The following is an 18196-nucleotide window of genomic DNA, read 5'->3' as shown; positions in this document are numbered from 1 at the left end:
GGAGTCCCCCAACCGTGAGCGGAAGCGTGCAGTCTCGCGAGGCCGGCGCGCCCGGCGCAACCCCTGTAAAACACCGGTCGCCGGTCCCGACCGAATTCACATATCTGGGCGCCGGCCGCGCAAAAGCACGCCGCCGGTTCACGGACATGACCGCCTCCGACCATTTTTGTTCACAAGCGTGACCAGCCGGTGTTTTCCCGGCGACCCCGTTGACCTGCCGTTGCAGACCTCCTAGCATCCGACGGGAAACGATTTCCCGTCCTGCGGCGCAATGAGGCACCAGGGGCACCGTGTCTTCCGTTGCGCCGGAATCGGCTATTCCCTACGCCACGGAGACGTCTTATGCGCGTGAAACCCATGATCGCCTGCGTCGGCCTGTTAGCCGGGGCGCTGGTCGCGGTGGCGTCGTCCACCGCGCAGGCCGCGCCCACGCGGTACGAGGCGGAGAGCACGCCCGCGGTCTGCTCCGGCGCCATCGACACCGACTGGACCGGCTACTCCGGCAGCGGGTTCTGCAACGGCTCGAACTCCACCGGCGGCTACCTCCAGTTCACCGTGGTCGCCGCGGCCGCGGGCACCGCGACGGTGGGCGTCCGGTTCGCCAACGGCACGTCCGCGGCCCGCTCCGCCGCCCTGCTGGTGAACGGATCGACGGCCCAGTCGCCGTCGTTCGAGGGCACCGGCGCCTGGTCGACCTGGGTGACCAGGACGTTCAGCGTGTCGCTGACCGCGGGCAGCAACACGATCCGGCTGAACCCGACCACCTCGGCCGGGCTGCCCAACGTCGACTACCTGGACGTCGAGGCCGGTGGCGGGGACCCGCGGCCGCCGGGCGGGCTCGTCGGCTGGGCCGCGCAGGCCGGTGGCACCACCGGTGGCGCGGGCGGCTCCACGGTCACCGTGAGCACGTTCGCCGACTTCCGCACGCAGGCGCAGTCCTCCGGCGCCAAGACCATCCTGGTCGACGGCATGCTCAGCGGCTCGGGCACCGTGGAGATCGGCGCGGACAAGACCATCCGCGGCGTCGGCTCCGGCTCCGGCATCTCCGGGACCACCCTCAACATCGAGGACATGAGCCCGGCCAACGTGATCATCCAGAACATGAACATCCGGGGCAAGGTCGGCGGCGACGCGATCCAGATCGAGAGCGCCACGCACATCTGGATCGACCACAACACCATGTCCAGCACCATCGAGGACAGCCCCGACTACTACGACGGCATGCTGGACATCACGCACGCCGCGGACTACATCACCGTGTCGTGGAACGTGATCCGCAACCACTGGAAGACCTCGCTCGTCGGCCACTCCGACGGCAACGGCAGCGAGGACCGCGGCCATCTGCGGGTCACCTACCACCACAACTGGTTCGACCGCACCTTCGAACGCAGCCCTCGCGTGCGCTTCGGCGAGACGGTCCACGTGTTCAACAACTACTACACCAACGTCGACAACAACGCCGACTCGTACGCCATCGCCTCCGTCATGGACGCCGGTCTGCTGGTGGAGGGCAACGTCTTCGAGAACGTGCGGCAGGCGTGCTGGTCCGCGAGCGGTTACGCGGACTCCGACCCCGGCCGTCTGGTGGCGCGGAACAACTCCCTGACCGACTCCGGCCCCTGCGAGGTCAACGGCACGGTGGCCGCCATCCCGTACAGCTACACCGCCGACGCCGTCGGCACGGTGAAGTCGTCCGTCACGGCGGGTTCCGGCGCGGGCAAGCTCTGACCTCCGCGCCACGACGGGCGGCGACCGGCGCCCGGCCGGTCGCCGCCCGTCGTCGGGGCCCGCCGTCCCCGCCGTCCGGACCGGGACGACGGGCGCGCCCGTCAAGCGCCCGGCGCGGCGGACACCTCCTCCAGCGCGTGACGGGCGTAGGCCCGCACGTCGGCGTCGCTGTCGTGCGAAGCCGCCGCCAGCCGTTCGGCCACCACCGGCAGGCGTGCCCACCGGGTCACCGCGCGGACCGCCGCCTTGCGCACGTCGAGGTTCGGGTCGTCCAGCAGCGGCAGGAGCAGGTCCGCGTCGTCGACCGCCCACGCCGCGCCCACCCGCACCTGCCAGGCGGGATCGGCGAGGCCGGCGACGACGACGTCCCGCAGCGCCGCCGGTCGGCCGATCCGCCCGACCGCCTCCAGGGCCGCCGCGCGCACCAGCGGGTCGGGGTCGCCCGCCAGCGCGCCGAGCGTGCCCGCCGACGCCGGGTCGCCCACCACGCCCAGCCCCTCGGCCGCCTGGACGCGCAGTTCCCGGCGCGGGTCGGTGGCGGCCGCGGCGACGAGCGCGTGCTCGCGCAGCGACACGAGACCCCGGATCGCCGCCGAGCGGACCGGGGCGTCCGGGTCGGCCAGCGCCTCGGCGTACACCTCGGTGGTGCCGAGCTTGAGCGCCCACAACACCTCCAGTGCGACCGAACGCGCCGGTGAGGCCAGCAACGCGTCCCGCAGGGCGTCGCCGCGCGGCACGACCTCGACCAGTTCCCGCAGGCCCGCCGCGGCGGCCGAGCGGACCTCCTCCCGGTCGTCGGCCATCGCGCGCACGAGGGCGAACTCGAAGCCGGGCGGCACCACCTCGGTGATGGTCGCGACGGCGGCCCGCCGCACCGCCGGGTCCGCGTCGCCCAGGTACGGCTCCAACGCGGCCAGGTCCGGCTGCTCCTCGGCCAACGCCACCAGGTCCAGCAACCGGGGCGAGCCGGCGGCGCCACCCGCCTGCCGGACGCCCGCGACCCGCGCCGCCCGCACCGACAGGGAGCCGAGGTGCTCCACCTGCCCCGTCCGGTGTTCGACGCCCTCCACCGGCACGAGGTACGGGTGGACCGGCCGCTTGACGAACTCCATCTCCCCGGCGTCGTTCCGGCGCAGGTTGAGGTGGTGGAACCAGGTGTCGTCGTCGCGCTCCGGCACGTCCAGGCGCTCGTGGTAGAGGCCCCACCGGCTCTCCGTGCGCATCAGGGACGCCTGCGCGGCCATCTCGGCGCAGTCCCGGATGAACGTCACCTCGGCGCACCGCATCAGCTCGTGCGGCGTCGTGGCGCCCATCGCGGCGATCTCGCCCTCCATCCGGGCGAACGCCTCCAGCGCGACCCTCAGCTTCGCCCCGGTCTTCGGCGGCGCCACGTAGTCGTTGACGAACCGGCGCAGCTTGTACTCCACCTGCGGCTGCGGCGGGCCGCCCGGGTGGCGCAGCGGCCGGTAGATCAGCTCGTGCGCGGCGACGACCTGGTCCTCGGGCAGCGGTCCGGGCGTGCCGCCGTGCCGGGACGCGTGCGCGCCCGCGAGGTCGCCGAACACGAACGCGCCGATCATGTAGTTGTGCGGCACGCACGCCAGGTCGCCCGCCGCGTACAGGCCCGGCACGGTGGTGGCGCCGTTCTCGTCGACCCACACGCCGGACCCCGAGTGCCCGCCGCACAACCCGATCTCGGAGATGTGCATCTCGATGTCGTGGGTGCGGTAGTCGTGCCCGCGCCCGGCGTGGAACGTGCCGCGCGTGGGCCGTTCGGTGGTGTGCAGGATCCCTTCGAGGGCGGCGATCGACTCCTCGGGCAGGTGGGTCACCTTCAGGTACACCGGGCCGCGCGGGGAGGCGATCTCGCGGGCCACCTCCGCCATCATCTGCCCGGACCAGTAGTCGCAGTCCACGAACCGCTCGCCCAGCCGGTTGACCTGGTAGGCGCCGAACGGGTTGCCGACGTACGCGCACGCCGGCCCGTTGTAGTCCTTGATCAGCGGGTTGACCTGGAAGCACTCGATGCCGGACAGCTCCGCCCCCGCGTGGTAGGCCATGGAGTAGCCGTCGCCCGCGTTGGTGGGGTTCTCGTAGGTGCCGTAGAGGTAGCCGCTGGCGGGCAGGCCGAGCCGCCCGGACGCGCCGGTGGCGAGGATGACCGAGCCGGCGGAGACGGTGACGAACTCGCCGGTGCGGGTGTTGAACCCGGCGGCGCCGACCGCCCGGCCCCCGGAGACCAGCACGCGCACCGGCATCACCCGGTTCTCGATCCGGATGCGCTCGCGCATCCGGCGCTCGCGCATCACCCGGTACAGCACCTTCTTGACGTCCTTGCCCTCCGGCATGGGCAGCACGTAGCTGCCGGACCGGTGGACCTGGCGCACGTGGTAGTCGCCGTAGGAGTCCTTCTCGAACTTCACGCCGTAGCGCTCCAGCCGCTGCACCATGGCGAACCCGCGGGTCGCCGTCTGCATGACGGTGCGCTGGTCCACGATGCCGTCGTTGGCCTTGGTGATCTCGGCGACGTAGGCCTCGGGGGTGGCCTTGCCGGGGATGACGGCGTTGTTGACCCCGTCCATGCCCATCGCGAGCGCGCCCGAGTGCCGGACGTGGGCCTTCTCCAGCAGCAGCACGTCGTGGCCGTGCTCGGCGGCGGTGATCGCGGCCATCGAGCCGGCCGTGCCGCCGCCGATCACCAGCACGTCGCACTCCAGGTGGACGCGCCGGGACACGTCGGGGACCTCCAGCGGTGTCGTCACGCCATCACCGCCGCCAGGATCGCCTCGCGCCGGACGTCGACCTCGCCCGCGCCGAGCACGACCACGCGGTCGCCGAGCAGCACGGCCTCGTCCACGTCGTGGGTGACGAAGACGGTGGTCGTGCCCGCCTCCCTCAGCACCTCGATCACGAGTCGCTGCATGTCCGCCCTGGTCTGCGCGTCGAGCGCGGCGAACGGCTCGTCCATGAGCACCACCTTCGGTCGTTGGGCCAGCGTCCGCGCCAGCTGCACGCGCTGCCTCATCCCGCCGGACAGCTCCCGGGGCAGGTGCCGGCCGAACCCGGCCAGCCCCACCCGGTCCAGCCAGGCCGACGCGCGGGCACGCCGTTCGGCGCGCGGCACGCCTTGCAGCGCCAGCGGGAGCTCGACGTTGCGCTGGGCCGTGCGCCACGGCAGCAGCCCGTCGTCCTGGAACACCAGCGCGCGGTCCTTCGACGTGCCGCGCACCTCCCGGCCGTCCACCACGATCCGGCCGGCGGCGATCGGCGCCAGGCCCGCGACGGCGCGCAGCAACGTCGACTTGCCGCAGCCGGACGGCCCCGCGACGACCAGGATCTCCCCCGTCCGCACGTCCAGGTCGAACGACCGGAGCACGGTGGCCGCGCCGTAGCGCACGGCCAGCCCTTCCACCCGCACGCTCATGCCCGCGCCTCCCTCGGCAGCCACCGGGTGACCCGGCGGCCGGTCAGCTCGACGGCGGAGGAGGTCAGCCAGCCGAGCAGGCCGATGGTGACCATGCCGACGATGACGCCGGGGTAGTCCACGATCGTGTAGGCCTGCCAGGTGCGGTAGCCGACGCCGTACCGGCCGGAGATCATCTCGGCGGAGATCACGCAGATCCACGCCACGCCCATGCCCACCGACAGGCCGCCGAACACGCCCGGCAACGTGCCCGGCAGCACCACCTTGAGCAGCACGTGCCGCCGGCCGCCGCCCATGGTGCGCACCGCGTCCTCCCACATCGTCGGCAGCGCGCGCACCGCGTGCCGGGTGCTGACCAGGACCGGGAAGAACGCCGCCGTGCAGGTGATGAACACGATGCCCTGCTCGTCGCTGGGGAACAGCAGGATCGCGATCGGCACCAGCGCGATCGCCGGGATCGGCCGCACCACCTCCAGCAGCGGCTGGAGCACGTCGCCGACGACCCGCGACCGGGCCACCGCGATGCCGAGCGGCACGCCGAGCGCGGCGGCCAGCAGGAAGCCCGCCGCGATGCGGGCCAGGCTGGCCCCGAGGTCCGTGTAGTACTGGGCGGCGGCAGCTTCCTCCACCAGCCGGCGCGCCACCTCCAGCACCGTCGGCAGCCGGTCGAACCGCAGCCACGCCACCGTCTCCGTGGCCGTCAACACCTGCCACAGCAGCAGACCGCACGCCAACGACGCGATCCGCACCACCCATCGCGCGGTCACGGTGCGCCCGCCGCGGCGAGGGCCTGCGTGAAGTCCAGCACGTCGCCGCGCGCCCCCGCGCGGGTCGTGTGCGGGCGGAGGGCGCCGTCGTCGTCGCGCACCCAGAACGCGTGGTCGGCGAACCACCTGGTCCCGGTCACGGCGTCGGGCACGTACGCCACGCGGACCGCCTTGCCCACCTGGTTGACCAGCTTGAGCAGGCACGTCGGGTCGGCGGCGGGACGAGGCGCCTCCTCGCCCTCGAACCACACCTCGCTCGCCGTGGCGGGGTCGGCGACGTCCACCTGGCACGCGCTGTCGCGGCCGGTGATCCGCGCCGGGTTGACGGTGTCCGCCGTGCCTTCGCCCACGGCGGCCTTGAGCGGGCCGTCGTCGATGAACCGGTCGACGTCCAGCTCCTCGATGTTGCCGATGGACTTCAGGAAGGGCACGTCCTGCCGCAACGCGTCGCGCAGCACCGGCTTGAGGCTCAGGTCGAACGTCGAGATGCCGTTCGGTCCGTTGTAGAGGTACACGACCTCCACGGGCAGGCCGGTGGCCTTCGCCACGACGTGCGCGGCGTCGAGCGGCTTCGCGTGCAGGTGCGCGGTCGCGTCCTGCTGGGCGCGGAGGAACTCCGAGAGGACCTCCGGCCGTTCCCGGGCGAACCGGTTGCGCACCACGACGCCGTGCAACGTCGGCAGGTTCAGCTCCGCACCGTCGTAGAGCAGCTTGGCCTGCTTGGCGAACACCAGCTGCCCGGGCCAGGCGACGAACTGGGCCAGCGCCTGGACGTTGCCCGCCTGGAGGGCGGACGCGCCGACCGACGGCTGCTGGTTCTCGACGGTGACCTGCGTGCCGCCGAGCGCGCGGACGAGCGTGCCGTGCCCGGCGGAGCCGACGCTGGCCGACACCTTCTTGCCGGCGAGGTCGGCGAGCGTGGTCGCGGTGGAGTCGGGCGACACCACGACCATGTTCAACGCGCCGCGGGCGTTGTAGCCGGTGACGGACACCATCCGCGTGCCGTCGTCCCCCAGCTTCTGCGCGCGCGATCCGTTGATGAGCATCGGGTAGTCGCCCATCGAGCCGATGTCGACCTTCCCGGCGAGCATCTGCGCGGTGATCGGCGCGCCGGTGTCGTAGTCCTGCCAGGTGACCTCGTACCGCTTGCCGGTGCGGCGGCCCAGCTCGGCCAGCCGCCGCTCGAAGTGCCCCAGCTCGCGCAGCAGCGTGCCCGCGGTGACGGTGTTGATGGTCTTGGACTGGTAGCCGACCACGACGGTCACCTCGTCGTCGGAGGCCGCGCCGGCCACGCACGAGGTCGACGCGACGGCGACCAGTGCCGCGCCGAGGATTCGCTTGAGCATCGTCGTTCCCTTCAGCGCAACAGGTAGGGCATGTTGACCTCGACCGCGCCCGTGGGGCAGCGCAGCGCGCACGGCCCGCAGTACCAGCACTCGTCCACGTGCATGAACGCCTTGCCGGTCTCGGGGTTGATCGCGAGCGAGTCGAGCGGGCAGACGTCCACGCACAGGCGGCAGCCCTCGATGCACAGCGACTGGTCGATGGTCACCGGCACGTCGGCGCGGTTGTTCACTAGGGCCACGGAGTTCTCCCGGGATCGTCACCTGGTGGTGGGGGCGTGCGGAACCGCGCCACGTCCGGGGTGGACGCGGCGCGAGGTGCGGGGGGGGAGGTCAGCGACAGAGGGCGCTGGCCTGGCGGCGCAGGTCCACGTGCAGGCGGAACCGGGGTGCGACGTTCACCGCGCCTCCCCCGGCGGCGTGCGCCGCAGCTCGGCGCGCATGGTCAGCCGGTCGCCGCGCATCCGGATGAACTCCAGGTCCACCGGGCGGCCGTCGGCGAGGTGGCTCAGCCGTTGCACGACCAGCAGCGCCGAGCCGCGCGGCACCTCCAGCACGGCGGCCGAGTGCAGGTCGGCGTTCACCGCTTCCAGCGTCACGGCCGCCGCGCCCAGCCGCAGCCCGGTGGTGCGCTCGATGAGCGAGAAGATGTCCTGGTTCTCCAGGTCCTCGGCCAACAGCGGTTCGCCGACGTCGCGCGGGAGGTAGGTGAGGTCGAGCGACAGCGGCAGCCCGTTGAGCCTGCGCAGCCGTTCCACGTACACGACCTGCTCGCCCTCGGCGAGGCGCAGCCGCTGCGCCACCGGGCCGGGCGGTCGGACGAGACCCGCGGTCCGCACGTCGTTGCCGACCTCGCCGTGCTCGTGCAACGTCTCGGCCAGTCCCATCAGCTGGTTCAGGCCGTGGGCGTACTTCTGCGCGACCACCACCGTGCCGACGCCCGGCACGCGTTCGATCAGCCCCTCCTCGCGCAGCAGGTCCAACGCCTCGCGGATGCCGTTGCGCGACGCGCAGAACTCCGCCGCGAGGAACCGCTCGTCGGGCAGCACGCCGTCGGGGAAGGCGCGCTGCACGACGAGCTGGCGGATGACGTCGGCAGCCTGTCGCGCCCGGTCGGCACGCAGGCGCCGCTCGGTGGGACCCGGTCGGGGGCTGCTCATGCGGCACAGTCTGCGGTCCCGTCCCGGCTTGCTCGGTAACGACCGCATTACGCCACCTGGATCGCCGTGTTTCCTGGGACAACGCCGCCGTTCCGCCACCTCCGGCCACGTCCACATGGTGGACAGCCGTTCCCCGGCGCGGCGAGCCGCGAATCCCGTCGGTGTCAAGGGATGCCCGGCTGGTGGACGATATCGACCACCAGCCGGGCGGGCACCGCGGTCGGGGGTCAGTCGAGGAGGGAGCCGAAGCGGCTCAGGCCGAACCGGGCGACGCGCTGCCCGAGGACGACTCCCGCCTCGTCCGCCGTGCGCGTGTGGATGCCGGACCAGACCCGGGCGTCCACGTTGTCCTCCGTGAGCTCGGCCCACCGCCGGTAGGTCCGGGTGACGCCGGGCGCGGTCGGGCTGGTCGTGGTGAACGGCCGCCGCGCGGACGGTCCGGCGAACGCGGTCAGCACCACCTCGGCCGCGCCGGAGTAGGTGGTGTGGCCGCTCGGGTAGTCGGGGTGCGCGGGCGTGGCGTGCAGGGGCGTCCACTGTGGATCGGCGGTCGCCCTGATGGCGGTGACCGGTCGCCGGCGCAGGTAGGCGTACTTCGTGTCCGAGGTGGCGATCTGGGTGTCGACCAGGATCACGTGGAACGCCGCGATCAGCGCCGCCCGGCGGGCGGGCGGGCCGCCGGTCGCGTCGAGGGCCGCGCGCAGCGGTCGGGTGTAGCCGACCAACGATCCCTGGAACCAGAACTGCGCGGTCCCGGTCTGCGCCGCCGTGCGCGCGGTGCTGTCCGCCGACCCGTAGGCGCGCACTTCCGCCAAGTCCGCCTGGTCGCGTGGCGAGCCGAGGGCGGGTGGCGGCGCCAGGCGGAACCGGTCGGCGCGGTCGAGCAGGAACGGCCGCGCCCGGCGGTTGCCCGCTTGCTGCGGCGGCGTGAGCGAGGGCGGCGTCGGCTGCCAGACGCCCGGCGCCGGCGCGGGCACCTCGAACGGCGCGTTGACCGAAGCCGGGTCGAGGCCGTCGCCCTCGCGTTCGGCGAGCAGGGCGCCCGCCTCCCTGACGCCGTCGGCCACGCCGAGGTCGCGTTGTCCACCGGGCGAGAGGCGGGAGAGCGTCGTGCGCAACGCGGCGTCCAACTCCGCCTCGCGGGAGGGCGCCAGGGCCACCAGGGCGGTGTGCGCGGCCGACGCCACCGCCGCGTCGGCGCGGTCGGGTTGCGCGGCGGGGACGTCGTGCGCGGCCCGTGCGGCGGCGAGCCAGGCGATCGCCCACGTCCGGCTGTTGGTCGACTGGGTGGGCGCGCCGGCCGCGGCGACCGTCGCCGCCGTCACGTCGAACCACTCGGCCACCACGTCCGCCCGGTGGTGGGGCGACCCGACCGCCGGGGTCGCACCCACCACCGCGAAGGCCACTGCGAGCACCAGGACCAGAACTCTGTTCATGCCCAAGAGCATTGGGGCACAACGGAAGCGCTGTCCATGCCGCCCACATGGCGGGAGCGCGCCGCACCACCCGCTACTGTTCCCCCGGCGTCACCGGAGAAATGTCGGTGTCAGAGCAGGTGGTCGGCCGGCTCAGGACAGCGGGGTGAGGATGGCCTTCAGGTCGCGCCGGCCGGTCAGGCCCAGCTTCCGGTAGACGCGGGACAGGTGGAACTCGACGGTGCGGACCGTCAGGTACTGCTCCTCGGCGATCTGCCGGTTGCTGCGCCCGGTGCGGGCCAGCTCGCCGATCTTGCGCTCCTGCCGGGTGAGGCCGCCGGCGCGGTCCAGGGCGGTCATCCTGGCCAGCACCTCCTCCGCCCGCCCGGACCACATCGCGTACCCCCGGCGGCGGGCGGTGTCCCGCACCGCTTCCAGCGTCTTGCGCGCTTCGCCGCGCAGCTCCCGCGTGCCCAACGCGAGCGCGAGGTCGTAGCGGGCGTGCAGCGAGTCGCCGACCGCGTCCGTGCCGTCCAGGACCGCGACCACCTCGCGCAGGGACGCCGGTTCGCCGCCCGCGACCAGCGCCGCGGCGTGCGAGGCCAGGCCCACCGAACGCGGGCTGCCCCAGCGGCGGGCCGCCGCCATCTCCTTCGACACCAAGGCCTGGGCCAGGTCGGTGCGGCCGACCGCGTTCGCGCACACCGCCGCCCGCGACCGCCACGGCGCCACGGCCGGGTTCGTCACGCCCCACGCGGTCAGGTCACGACCGCAGTCCAGGAAGTCGTCCAGCGCCCGGTCGTACTGCCCGAGCGCGAACCGCAGCGCGCCGCGCGCCATGAACAGCTCCGCGCGGTCCTGCACGCCGGCCAGCGTGCCGCTGAACCCGTGCTCCAGCAGCAGGTCGTGCGCGCGGCTCAGCTCGCCGAGGTCGACCAGCGCGGACACCAGCCACGCCACGGCCACGCTGCGGATCTGCCGGCAGACGTCGCGCCGCAGCGACCCGCCGAGCACCTTCGCCGCCCCGCCGGGGTCGCCGCCCAGCCACATCAGCCGCGCCACCAGCAGCGCCACCACGCCACGCGCCTCGCCGAAGTCGATCACGTCCGGGCTGCGCATCGCGCGGACGCTGAGGTCCATCGCGGTGTCCAGCTCGTCGGCGTGGGCCAACACCAGGATCCCGCACCAGAACGCGCCCGTCTCGCGGCCACCGGGCAGCGCGAGCAGCTGCCTGGCGGTGGCGACCGCCCCGGCCCGGTCCACGCCCCGGTTGGCCAGCTGCACGGCCCGCGCGGCGAGCCGCTGCTCCTCCGGCACACCCGCCACGTCCCCCTTGGCGCACTGCGAGTCGTCCGGCGACGGACCACCCGGCACGTACACCAGGCCGCCCAGCTGGGGGCCGCGCACCCCGGCCGGGCCGGCGGCGAGCAGGTCGATCACCTCCCGCACCACCTGGTCGGCCTCACCCCACCGCCCGCGCTCCACCAACTCGGCCCTGGTCCGCCGCACCCGCTCCAGGGACAGCCCGTCGAGGCCGAGGCCGTCGGGCAGCCGCCACTCCGCCGGGACGCGACGCCCCGTGCCGGCGGACCGATCGACGTCGTGCTCCACACACACCCCCAAGATCGGCGTGCCCGGACGCCACGGCGCCGGGCACGGCGTTGTCGTTTCGCCTCCGCGATCCCGTCGGCGTGCGGCGGCGCCACCGAGGGGAAACCTCTCCACAGGGGGTGCGAGCGCGCCGCGGCGCCCGTCGGTCGGTGGCCTCGCCACCCGTGACCGCCGCGCGGTGAACGGCGCTTCCCGCCCCGGCCGTGGGATTCGCAGTCCGCGACGCTGCGGGCTGACTCGTGCTCAAGCCTGTGCGCTCAGATCGGGCGGAACGTCAACAACGTGACACGCCCGGCGCCCGGTTCTCCGACCGGCGCGAAACCCGCTTCAGCCCCCAGACGGGTCCAGTCCCCCCATCCCCGTTCCCGGCCACCCAGAATAGTCATCATCTCGATATCCGAAAGCTTACCGAGGTCAGGTACACCTGATCGGGTGAGAAGGTGGTTCACAATCCACAACCGAGCGTCACGATCGTCGCCGATCGCGTCCCTGACCCTGGCCAGCACGCGCGCCGCGTCCACGTCTTCCCAATTCTGCAGCGAGCGCTTGATCAGATAAGCGTCGAAACCCCGGGGCACCTTCTCGAAGAAATCGGTCGCGATCGCCTCCGCCCGGTCCGCCACACCGCAGCGGGCGAATTCGTCGGCCGCGCCGGCGATCGCGAGCGGGTGGTCGCACACCGCGCCGGTCACGCCGGGGTGGCGGCGCAGCAGCTCGGCCAGGAAGCTGCCGCGCCCGCCGCCGACGTCGGCGATCCGGAGGCGCCGGGGCAGGTCGTCGAACAGCTCGTAGGTCTCGGGGCCGTCGTTCTGCACCATCGCCCGGTCGAACAGGTCCGAGGCGGCGGGATCACCGCGCAGGTGCTCGTAGAACGGCTCGCCGAACAGGTGGTCGAACGCCGGTTCGCCGGTCCGCACCGCGTGGGCCACGTCCTCGTAGGGCCGCCACATCATCGGGTCGGTGAGGAACAGCAGCACGTCCCGGAAACCACCCGGCCCGCCGGTGCGCAGGCCGTCGGAGGCGGGGGTGAGCGAGAACCGGCCCGCGCCGTCCTCGGCCAGCACGCCCGCCGTCGCGGCCGCGCCGAGCACCCGGCGCAGGCGCGAGGCGTCCACGCCCGCCACCGCGGCCAGTTCCGCCGCCGTGCCCGGCCCCTCGGCCAGCAGGTCCGGGACGCCGAGTTGGACCAGCGCGCGGATCGTGCCGATCGACCACTTCACCGCGGCGAGGTGGAACACCAGCTCGCGCGCGTCACCGCGGGCCGCGGCGGGCAGCACGGGCGCGGTGCCGTCGTCCGCCGCGAATTGTGCGCCGTCCATCACCGGACTCCTGTCAGTTGGTTGATCGGCCTGCGCCCCGCTCGTCCCGCGGGGGTCACGACACCGCCGCCACGAAGCCACCGTCGACGCGCAGCACCGAGCCGGTCACGTAGTCGGCCTGCCGGCTCGCCAGGTAGCCGACGGCCGCGGCCACCTCCTCGGGGGTGCCGTACCGACCGACGTCGTTGGCCACCCACTCCGCCGCCGCGCGGCGTTCGATCTCCGGCAGCTCCGTGCCCCAGCCGCGCTCCGGGCCGACCCGCGCGAGCCAGTCGCGCATGTACTCGACCATGATCGGCCCGGGGGACACGACGTTCGACGTCACGCCCGTGCCCTTCAGCTCCCGGGCCAGCGACACCGCGAGGTTGTGCCGGGCGGCCAGCGCCGCCGAGTACTGCGGCTGCATCGCGATCGGCTGGGTGGCCAGGCCGCCGCCCACCTGGACCACGCGACCCCACCCGCGTTCCCGCATGGCGGGCACGAACGCGCGGATCATCCGCACCGCGGACACCACGTTCACCTGGTAGGCGGCGGCCCACAGGTCCGGCTCCGCGTCGAACCACGGCACCAGGTCGGTGCCGCCCGCGTTGTTGACCAGGATGTCGACCGGTCCGCCCTCGGCCGCGGCGCGGACCACCTCGTCCGCGCCGGCGTCGCTCGACAGGTCGCCCAGCGCCAGGTCGACCCGCCGGCCGCGGCCGCGCACCCGCTCCGCCACGGCCTCCAGCTTGTCGCGGTCGCGGCCGTGGACCACGACGTCCGCGCCTTCGGCGGCCAGCACGTCGGCCACCGCCGCGCCGATGCCGGAACTCGACCCCGTCACCAACGCCCGCTTGCCGCTCAGCCCCAAATCCACGAATGCTCCTCGTGACCATCATTCGCCGACGACCCCCGGACGAGTGAGTCTCGGTGTACCCGTCCGGGGGCCGTATTGCGGTTATCCGTCGACGCGTGCCAGCAGTTCGTCGGTCAGCTCGGCCAGTCGGGCCGCGTCCTTGGGCGAGAACAGCCCGCTGCGCACGCTCATCCGGGTGTGCATGTTGAACGCGGTGAGCGGCTCGGCCGGCGGGTCGTCCAGCAGTCGCACGATCGGCGGCACGACCTCGGTGGCCGGTTTCGCCATCGCCTTCTGCTGCTCGATGTACATCGCGGTCGGCGGGTCGAACTCGCCGACGAACCCGGTGGACGTGGTGCCGGGGTGGAACAGGACGTAGCGCACCGGCCCGTCGCCGTGCCGTTCCGCGAACGTCACCCCGAGCAGGTCGTCCAGCCGCCCGGTCATGAACATCGCGTTCACGCCGTCGTAGCGGCGGGTGCTCTGCAGGTCGTCCCACGCGATCGGGGTGTCGTGCCCCGGGCCCGCCACGTTGACGATCACCGGCCGCTCGGTCTTCTCCAGCGCGGGCCGCAACCCGTAGCTGAACAGCAGCCTGCTCAGGTAGAACAGCGCGAAGTTGTCCTCGAAGCCCTCCGCCGTCTCACGCCGGTAGGTGCGGAAGTAGCGCGCGCACAGCACCAGGCCGTCGATGGCCGGGTTGGCGTCCAGGATCCGGTCGACGACGCGCCGGTTGGTCGACACCAGGCTCAGGTCGGCCTGGATGAACTCCAGGGAGCCGGGGGCGCGGTCCGCCTCGCCGACCAGCGCTTCGCCCTTGCGGGGGTTCGTGCCGAGCGCCACGACGTGGTCCCCGCGGGAAACCAGCGCCCGCGCCACGGCCGCGCCGATGCCGTCGGTGGCGCCCGTGATCACGAATGTCCTCTTCAAACCATGCTCCCTGGATCTCGTTCACCGGTGGACCGGTGTGGTGGTGTGGTGCTGCTCAACGCATCGCCTCGATGACCCGGGAGAAGGACATCATCTCGGGTTCGAGGACGCTGAAGTAGGAGATGCCGAATCGCTTGCGCGCCTCGTGCAGTTGCTCCACGCATTCTTCGGGTGTGCCGATCAGCATTGACGGCAACTCGACGAGCTGGTCGACCGTGAGCTCTAGATCATTCTGCCACACGTCGGCGATCACGTGTTCGGCCCCCGGCAGCAATACGCGGTGCACGGGAATGTTGAGTTCGACGTCGTGCACGCGATCACCGAGGTGCGCGTGCACGAATTCCACGCGATCGGTCAACTCCTCGACGGTGCCCAGTTTGAGCCCTTCACCGTCCCGGACGCGCTTGGTGCCGGTGAACGCGATGACGTCGGCGCGCTCGGCGGCCAGCCGCAGCACCCGGTCGCCGCGACCGGCGACCATGACCGGCGGTCCCGCCGACGCCTTGAGCCGGTCGACGGTGCGCTCCAGGTGCGCGACCCGTTCGGCGGCGGGGGTCCAGGGCAGCCCCGCCGCGTCGAACTGGCCGCGCTCGTAACCCGCGCCGAGACCCACCTCGACGCGGCCCCCCGAGTAGCGGTCGATGGTCCCGATGTCGCGGGCGAGCACCGCCGGCTCGTAGAACGTCGTGTTCAGCACGAGCGTGCCGACGCGGATGCGCTCGGTGGCCTCGGCGGCGAGCAGCAGGGTCGGCAGCGGCGCGGGCATCCCGAGGTGGTCGGACACGTGCACCACGTCGTAGCCCAACTCCTCGGCGAGCCTGGCCTTGGCCACCCACTCGGCTCGCTCGACGGGCGTGAAGAGGCCGACGCCGAAGCGGAACGGCCGGTCGTGCACGGTGGTCACGTGCTCTCCCTTCAGTACGGGCGCGCGGCCCGCGCCGCGCGCAGTGCCGAGCCCCACCAGGCGAGCCGGTCGAGCATCACCTTCGCCGCCGCCTCGCTGCCGGTCGCGTCACGCGGCGCGCCGTCGGCGAAGAGGTCCCACACGTTGGTGAAGCTCACGGACTCGCGGACGGTCGTGGCGTGCAGCTCGGCGAACACCTGCCGGAGGTGCTCGACCGCGCGCAGGCCCGCGCCCGCGCCGCCGTAGGACACGAACCCGACCGGCTTGGCGTTCCACTCGGCGTTGAACCAGTCGATCGCGTTCTTCAGCGCGGCGGGCGGCGCGTGGTTGTACTCGGGGGTGACCACGACGAACGCGTCGGCGGCGGCGAGCTTGGCCGCCAGCGCGTCGCGCACCTTCGCCGTGCCGGGGTCCGGTCGCCTGCCCGGCTCCGGCAGCACGAGCGGCAGCGGGTAGTTCAGCAGGTCGAGCAGCTCGACCCGGAAGTCCGGGTGGGTGCGGGCGACGGTCGCGAACCACCGCGCGGCGGTCGGCGCGAACCGGCCGTCGCGGACGCTGCCCACGACGACGAGGAGGGTGAGCGGTTCTCCGGTCATGACGGGACCTTTCCGGTGGTGGTCGAGCGGAGGCCGGTGAGGGCGACGGCGGCCCCGACCGCCGCGGCGGCGGTGACCAGCGCCATCGCCGCCCGCGGTCCGCCGGTGGTGAGCAGCAGCGCGACCAACGGCAGCGACACGGCCGAGCCGAGCTGCACGAACGTCTGGTAGACGGGCACGGCGGCGGCGCGCCGGTCGGCCGGGACGGTCGCGGTGGCCTGGAGGTTCAGCGCGACGAACGACAGCACGAACCCGGCCTCGACCAGCAGCAGCACCGGCAGCAGGGCGGTGGCGTACGGCTCGGGTTCCGGCCGCGCGAGGTAGAGGGCGTTGCCCGCCGACGAGCACAGCGCGCCGGCCGCGATCAGCCGGGCCGTGCCGAACCGGCGCACGAGCCGCGCGCCGTGCGGCGCGGCGAGGACGAGCGGCAGGCTGGCGGGCAGCAGGGCGAGCGCGAGCTGCCACGGCGCGAGGTGCGCGAGCTGCGTGGTGACCAGCAGCATCAACCCGATGTAGGTGCCGTTCAGCACGGCCGCGCCGAACCCGGCGCGCAGCAGCGAGCCGTCGCGCAGGACGACCCGGTCGAGCGGCGGCGGCGGCTCGGCGGGCGCGCGGGGGATCACCCGCAGGCCGGCGGCGAACAGCACCAGCGCGACCGGCGCGGGGAACAGGAACGTCCAGTGCCAGTCGTGCGCGCTCAGCACGCCGGACAGCAGCAGGCCCGAGGTGAAACCGGCCGCGCCGAACAGCGAGTAGACCGAGACCGCGCGCCGCCGGGCCGGGCCGTCGAACACCGACACGATGATCGCCAGCCCGGCGGGCGCGGTGAGCGCGGCGCAGAGGCCTTTCACCACGCGGGTCGCGACGAGCACGCCGAACGAGTCGGTGAGGCCCGCGACCACGGACGCCGCCGCGAACACCAGCATCGCGCCCAGGTAGAGCTCCTTGCGGCCGATGCGGGCGGCGAGGTGGGGGCCGGGGACGAGCAGCAGCGCGAACCCGAGCGCGAAGCCGCTCATCACCCACTGCGCGTCCGAGGTCGTGATGGCGAACCCGGCGCCGAGGGGAGTCAGCGCCGGGAGCACCACGGCGACCTCCAGGGCGTCGAGCAGCATGTTGCCCGAGAGGACGAACAGCAGCGCCCACGCCTTGCGGTCCCACACGACGCCGTCACGCACGGGCGGACGCCTTGTCCAGCAGCGGGGCCAGCTCGCGGCTGACAAGTTCCAGGTGCCGGACCACCAGGTCGTCGGGCATCGCGCCGACGCTGGCCCAGAAGATCAGGTGTTCGACCGGCAGGCCGCGGGTGCGTTCGAAGATGCGCGCGGCGGCCTCGGCGGGCGTCATGATCTCCAGCGCGCCCCACGGACCGTCCTCGCGGCGGTCGCGGAACTCCCCCGGCTCCAGCGGTGGCGGCACCGGCGCGCCCGTGCCCTCGACGGACAGCTGCCGGTAGGTGTTCATCTGGTGCGCGAGGTGCGGCGCGACGCGGGCCCAGGCCGCGTCCGGGTCGTCGGCGAGCAGCACGGGCAGCAGGTCGGACACCCTGGCCGACGCCGGGTCGTGGCCGCCCTCGACCAGCCCGTCGCGGTAGTGCCGGAACATCTCGGGCGAGATGTGCAGCAGCCCGATGCCGAGCCGACCGGCGATGCGCGCGCCGCGCGGGCCGTAGAAGCCGCCCCACAGCGGGACCGGGTCCTGCACCGGCAGCGGGGTGATGCCGCCCTCCCGCCACAGCCGCTGGACCTCGCGGATGACGCGTTCGGTCTCGGCGAACCGGCGGCTGTGCTCCGCGCCGACCAGCTCGAACTCGGGCACGCGGTAGCCGGCGCCCATGCCGAGCTCCAGGCGGCCGCCGCTGACGAGGTCCACCACGGCCGCCTCCTCCGCCAGGTGCGCGGGGTGGCGGAGCGCGGGCAGGGTGACGGCGGTGCCGATGCGGACGTTGCGGGTGCGTGCCGCGGCCGCGGCGGCGAACGTCAACGGCTGGGGCAGGTAGCCGTCGGGGAACAGGTGGTGCTCGGTGAACCACACGCCGTTCGCGCCGAGCCGGTCGGCCTCCTCGCACAGCTCCAGGCTGCGCGCGTAGTGGTCCGCCCAGGGCCGTGCCCACTGCGCGGGGTTGCGCAGGTCGAAGAGAAAGCCGACGTCCATCCGGGTCTCC

Annotated in this window: 16 protein-coding genes; 1 reads left to right on the top strand and 15 read right to left on the bottom strand. The window is 73.4% G+C overall.

What is annotated here, in order from left to right; genetic code table 11:
* Positions 1-342 precede the first annotated feature (342 nt).
* Positions 343-1728 carry a pectate lyase family protein gene (locus IOD16_RS13235; RefSeq protein WP_201440282.1) on the top strand — a complete coding sequence of 462 codons (1386 nt, stop codon included), beginning with the start codon at positions 343-345 and terminating at the stop codon, positions 1726-1728.
* Positions 1729-1829: 101 nt separating this feature from the next.
* Here IOD16_RS13235 and IOD16_RS13230 read toward each other — a convergent pair whose 3' ends face one another.
* The 15 genes from IOD16_RS13230 to IOD16_RS13160 form a co-directional block, all read right to left on the bottom strand.
* A complete protein-coding gene (locus IOD16_RS13230) occupies positions 1830-4490 on the bottom strand; it encodes a fumarate reductase/succinate dehydrogenase flavoprotein subunit (protein ID WP_201440281.1) in 2661 nt (886 codons plus the stop codon).
* Positions 4487-5152 carry an ABC transporter ATP-binding protein gene (locus tag IOD16_RS13225; protein ID WP_201440280.1) on the bottom strand — a complete coding sequence of 222 codons (666 nt, stop codon included), beginning with the start codon at positions 5150-5152 and terminating at the stop codon, positions 4487-4489. The genes IOD16_RS13230 and IOD16_RS13225 overlap by 4 nt, the downstream gene beginning before the upstream one ends.
* Entirely contained in the window at positions 5149-5919 is a 771-nt protein-coding gene (locus IOD16_RS13220; RefSeq protein ID WP_123741969.1) for an ABC transporter permease, read from the bottom strand. Before IOD16_RS13220 ends, IOD16_RS13225 begins: the two co-directional genes overlap by 4 nt.
* Entirely contained in the window at positions 5916-7265 is a 1350-nt protein-coding gene (locus IOD16_RS13215) for an ABC transporter substrate-binding protein (RefSeq protein ID WP_201440279.1), read from the bottom strand. Before IOD16_RS13215 ends, IOD16_RS13220 begins: the two co-directional genes overlap by 4 nt.
* Before the next feature lie 11 nt (positions 7266-7276).
* Positions 7277-7504, bottom strand: a complete 228-nt coding sequence (locus tag IOD16_RS13210; protein WP_123741971.1) for a 4Fe-4S dicluster domain-containing protein — start codon at positions 7502-7504, stop codon at positions 7277-7279.
* 156 nt (positions 7505-7660) lie between these two features.
* On the bottom strand, positions 7661-8422 hold the full coding sequence (locus IOD16_RS13205) for a GntR family transcriptional regulator (protein ID WP_201440278.1): 762 nt from the start codon (positions 8420-8422) through the stop codon (positions 7661-7663).
* Between the two features lie 227 nt (positions 8423-8649).
* Positions 8650-9858: a vanadium-dependent haloperoxidase gene (locus tag IOD16_RS13200; protein WP_201440277.1), complete on the bottom strand. Its 1209-nt coding sequence runs from the start codon at positions 9856-9858 to the stop codon at positions 8650-8652.
* A gap of 132 nt (positions 9859-9990) precedes the next feature.
* Complete coding sequence (locus IOD16_RS13195) at positions 9991-11448, bottom strand: helix-turn-helix domain-containing protein (protein ID WP_201440276.1); 1458 nt, start codon at positions 11446-11448, stop codon at positions 9991-9993.
* 257 nt (positions 11449-11705) lie between these two features.
* Positions 11706-12767, bottom strand: coding sequence for a methyltransferase (locus IOD16_RS13190; RefSeq protein ID WP_201440275.1), 1062 nt, complete (start codon positions 12765-12767; stop codon positions 11706-11708).
* 55 nt (positions 12768-12822) lie between these two features.
* Positions 12823-13623, bottom strand: a complete 801-nt coding sequence (locus tag IOD16_RS13185) for an SDR family NAD(P)-dependent oxidoreductase (RefSeq protein WP_201440274.1) — start codon at positions 13621-13623, stop codon at positions 12823-12825.
* A gap of 81 nt (positions 13624-13704) precedes the next feature.
* Positions 13705-14532: an SDR family NAD(P)-dependent oxidoreductase gene (locus IOD16_RS13180; RefSeq protein ID WP_236594947.1), complete on the bottom strand. Its 828-nt coding sequence runs from the start codon at positions 14530-14532 to the stop codon at positions 13705-13707.
* Between the two features lie 55 nt (positions 14533-14587).
* A complete protein-coding gene (locus tag IOD16_RS13175; RefSeq protein WP_201440273.1) occupies positions 14588-15436 on the bottom strand; it encodes a TIGR03621 family F420-dependent LLM class oxidoreductase in 849 nt (282 codons plus the stop codon).
* Between the two features lie 11 nt (positions 15437-15447).
* Positions 15448-16032 (bottom strand): NADPH-dependent FMN reductase, encoded by a 585-nt coding sequence (locus tag IOD16_RS13170; RefSeq protein WP_123741978.1) that lies wholly within the window; start codon positions 16030-16032, stop codon positions 15448-15450.
* On the bottom strand, positions 16029-17210 hold the full coding sequence (locus tag IOD16_RS13165) for an MFS transporter (RefSeq protein WP_201440272.1): 1182 nt from the start codon (positions 17208-17210) through the stop codon (positions 16029-16031). The genes IOD16_RS13170 and IOD16_RS13165 overlap by 4 nt, the downstream gene beginning before the upstream one ends.
* Positions 17203-18186 carry an LLM class flavin-dependent oxidoreductase gene (locus IOD16_RS13160; RefSeq protein ID WP_201440271.1) on the bottom strand — a complete coding sequence of 328 codons (984 nt, stop codon included), beginning with the start codon at positions 18184-18186 and terminating at the stop codon, positions 17203-17205. Before IOD16_RS13160 ends, IOD16_RS13165 begins: the two co-directional genes overlap by 8 nt.
* Positions 18187-18196: the final 10 nt, after the last annotated feature.

Source organism: Saccharothrix sp. 6-C, assembly GCF_016695385.1.
In the GTDB taxonomy this organism is placed as follows: Bacteria; Actinomycetota; Actinomycetes; order Mycobacteriales; family Pseudonocardiaceae; genus Actinosynnema; species Actinosynnema texasense.
The sequence above is the reverse complement of the archived record's forward strand: the minus strand, read 5'-3'. Positions and strand labels throughout refer to the sequence as shown.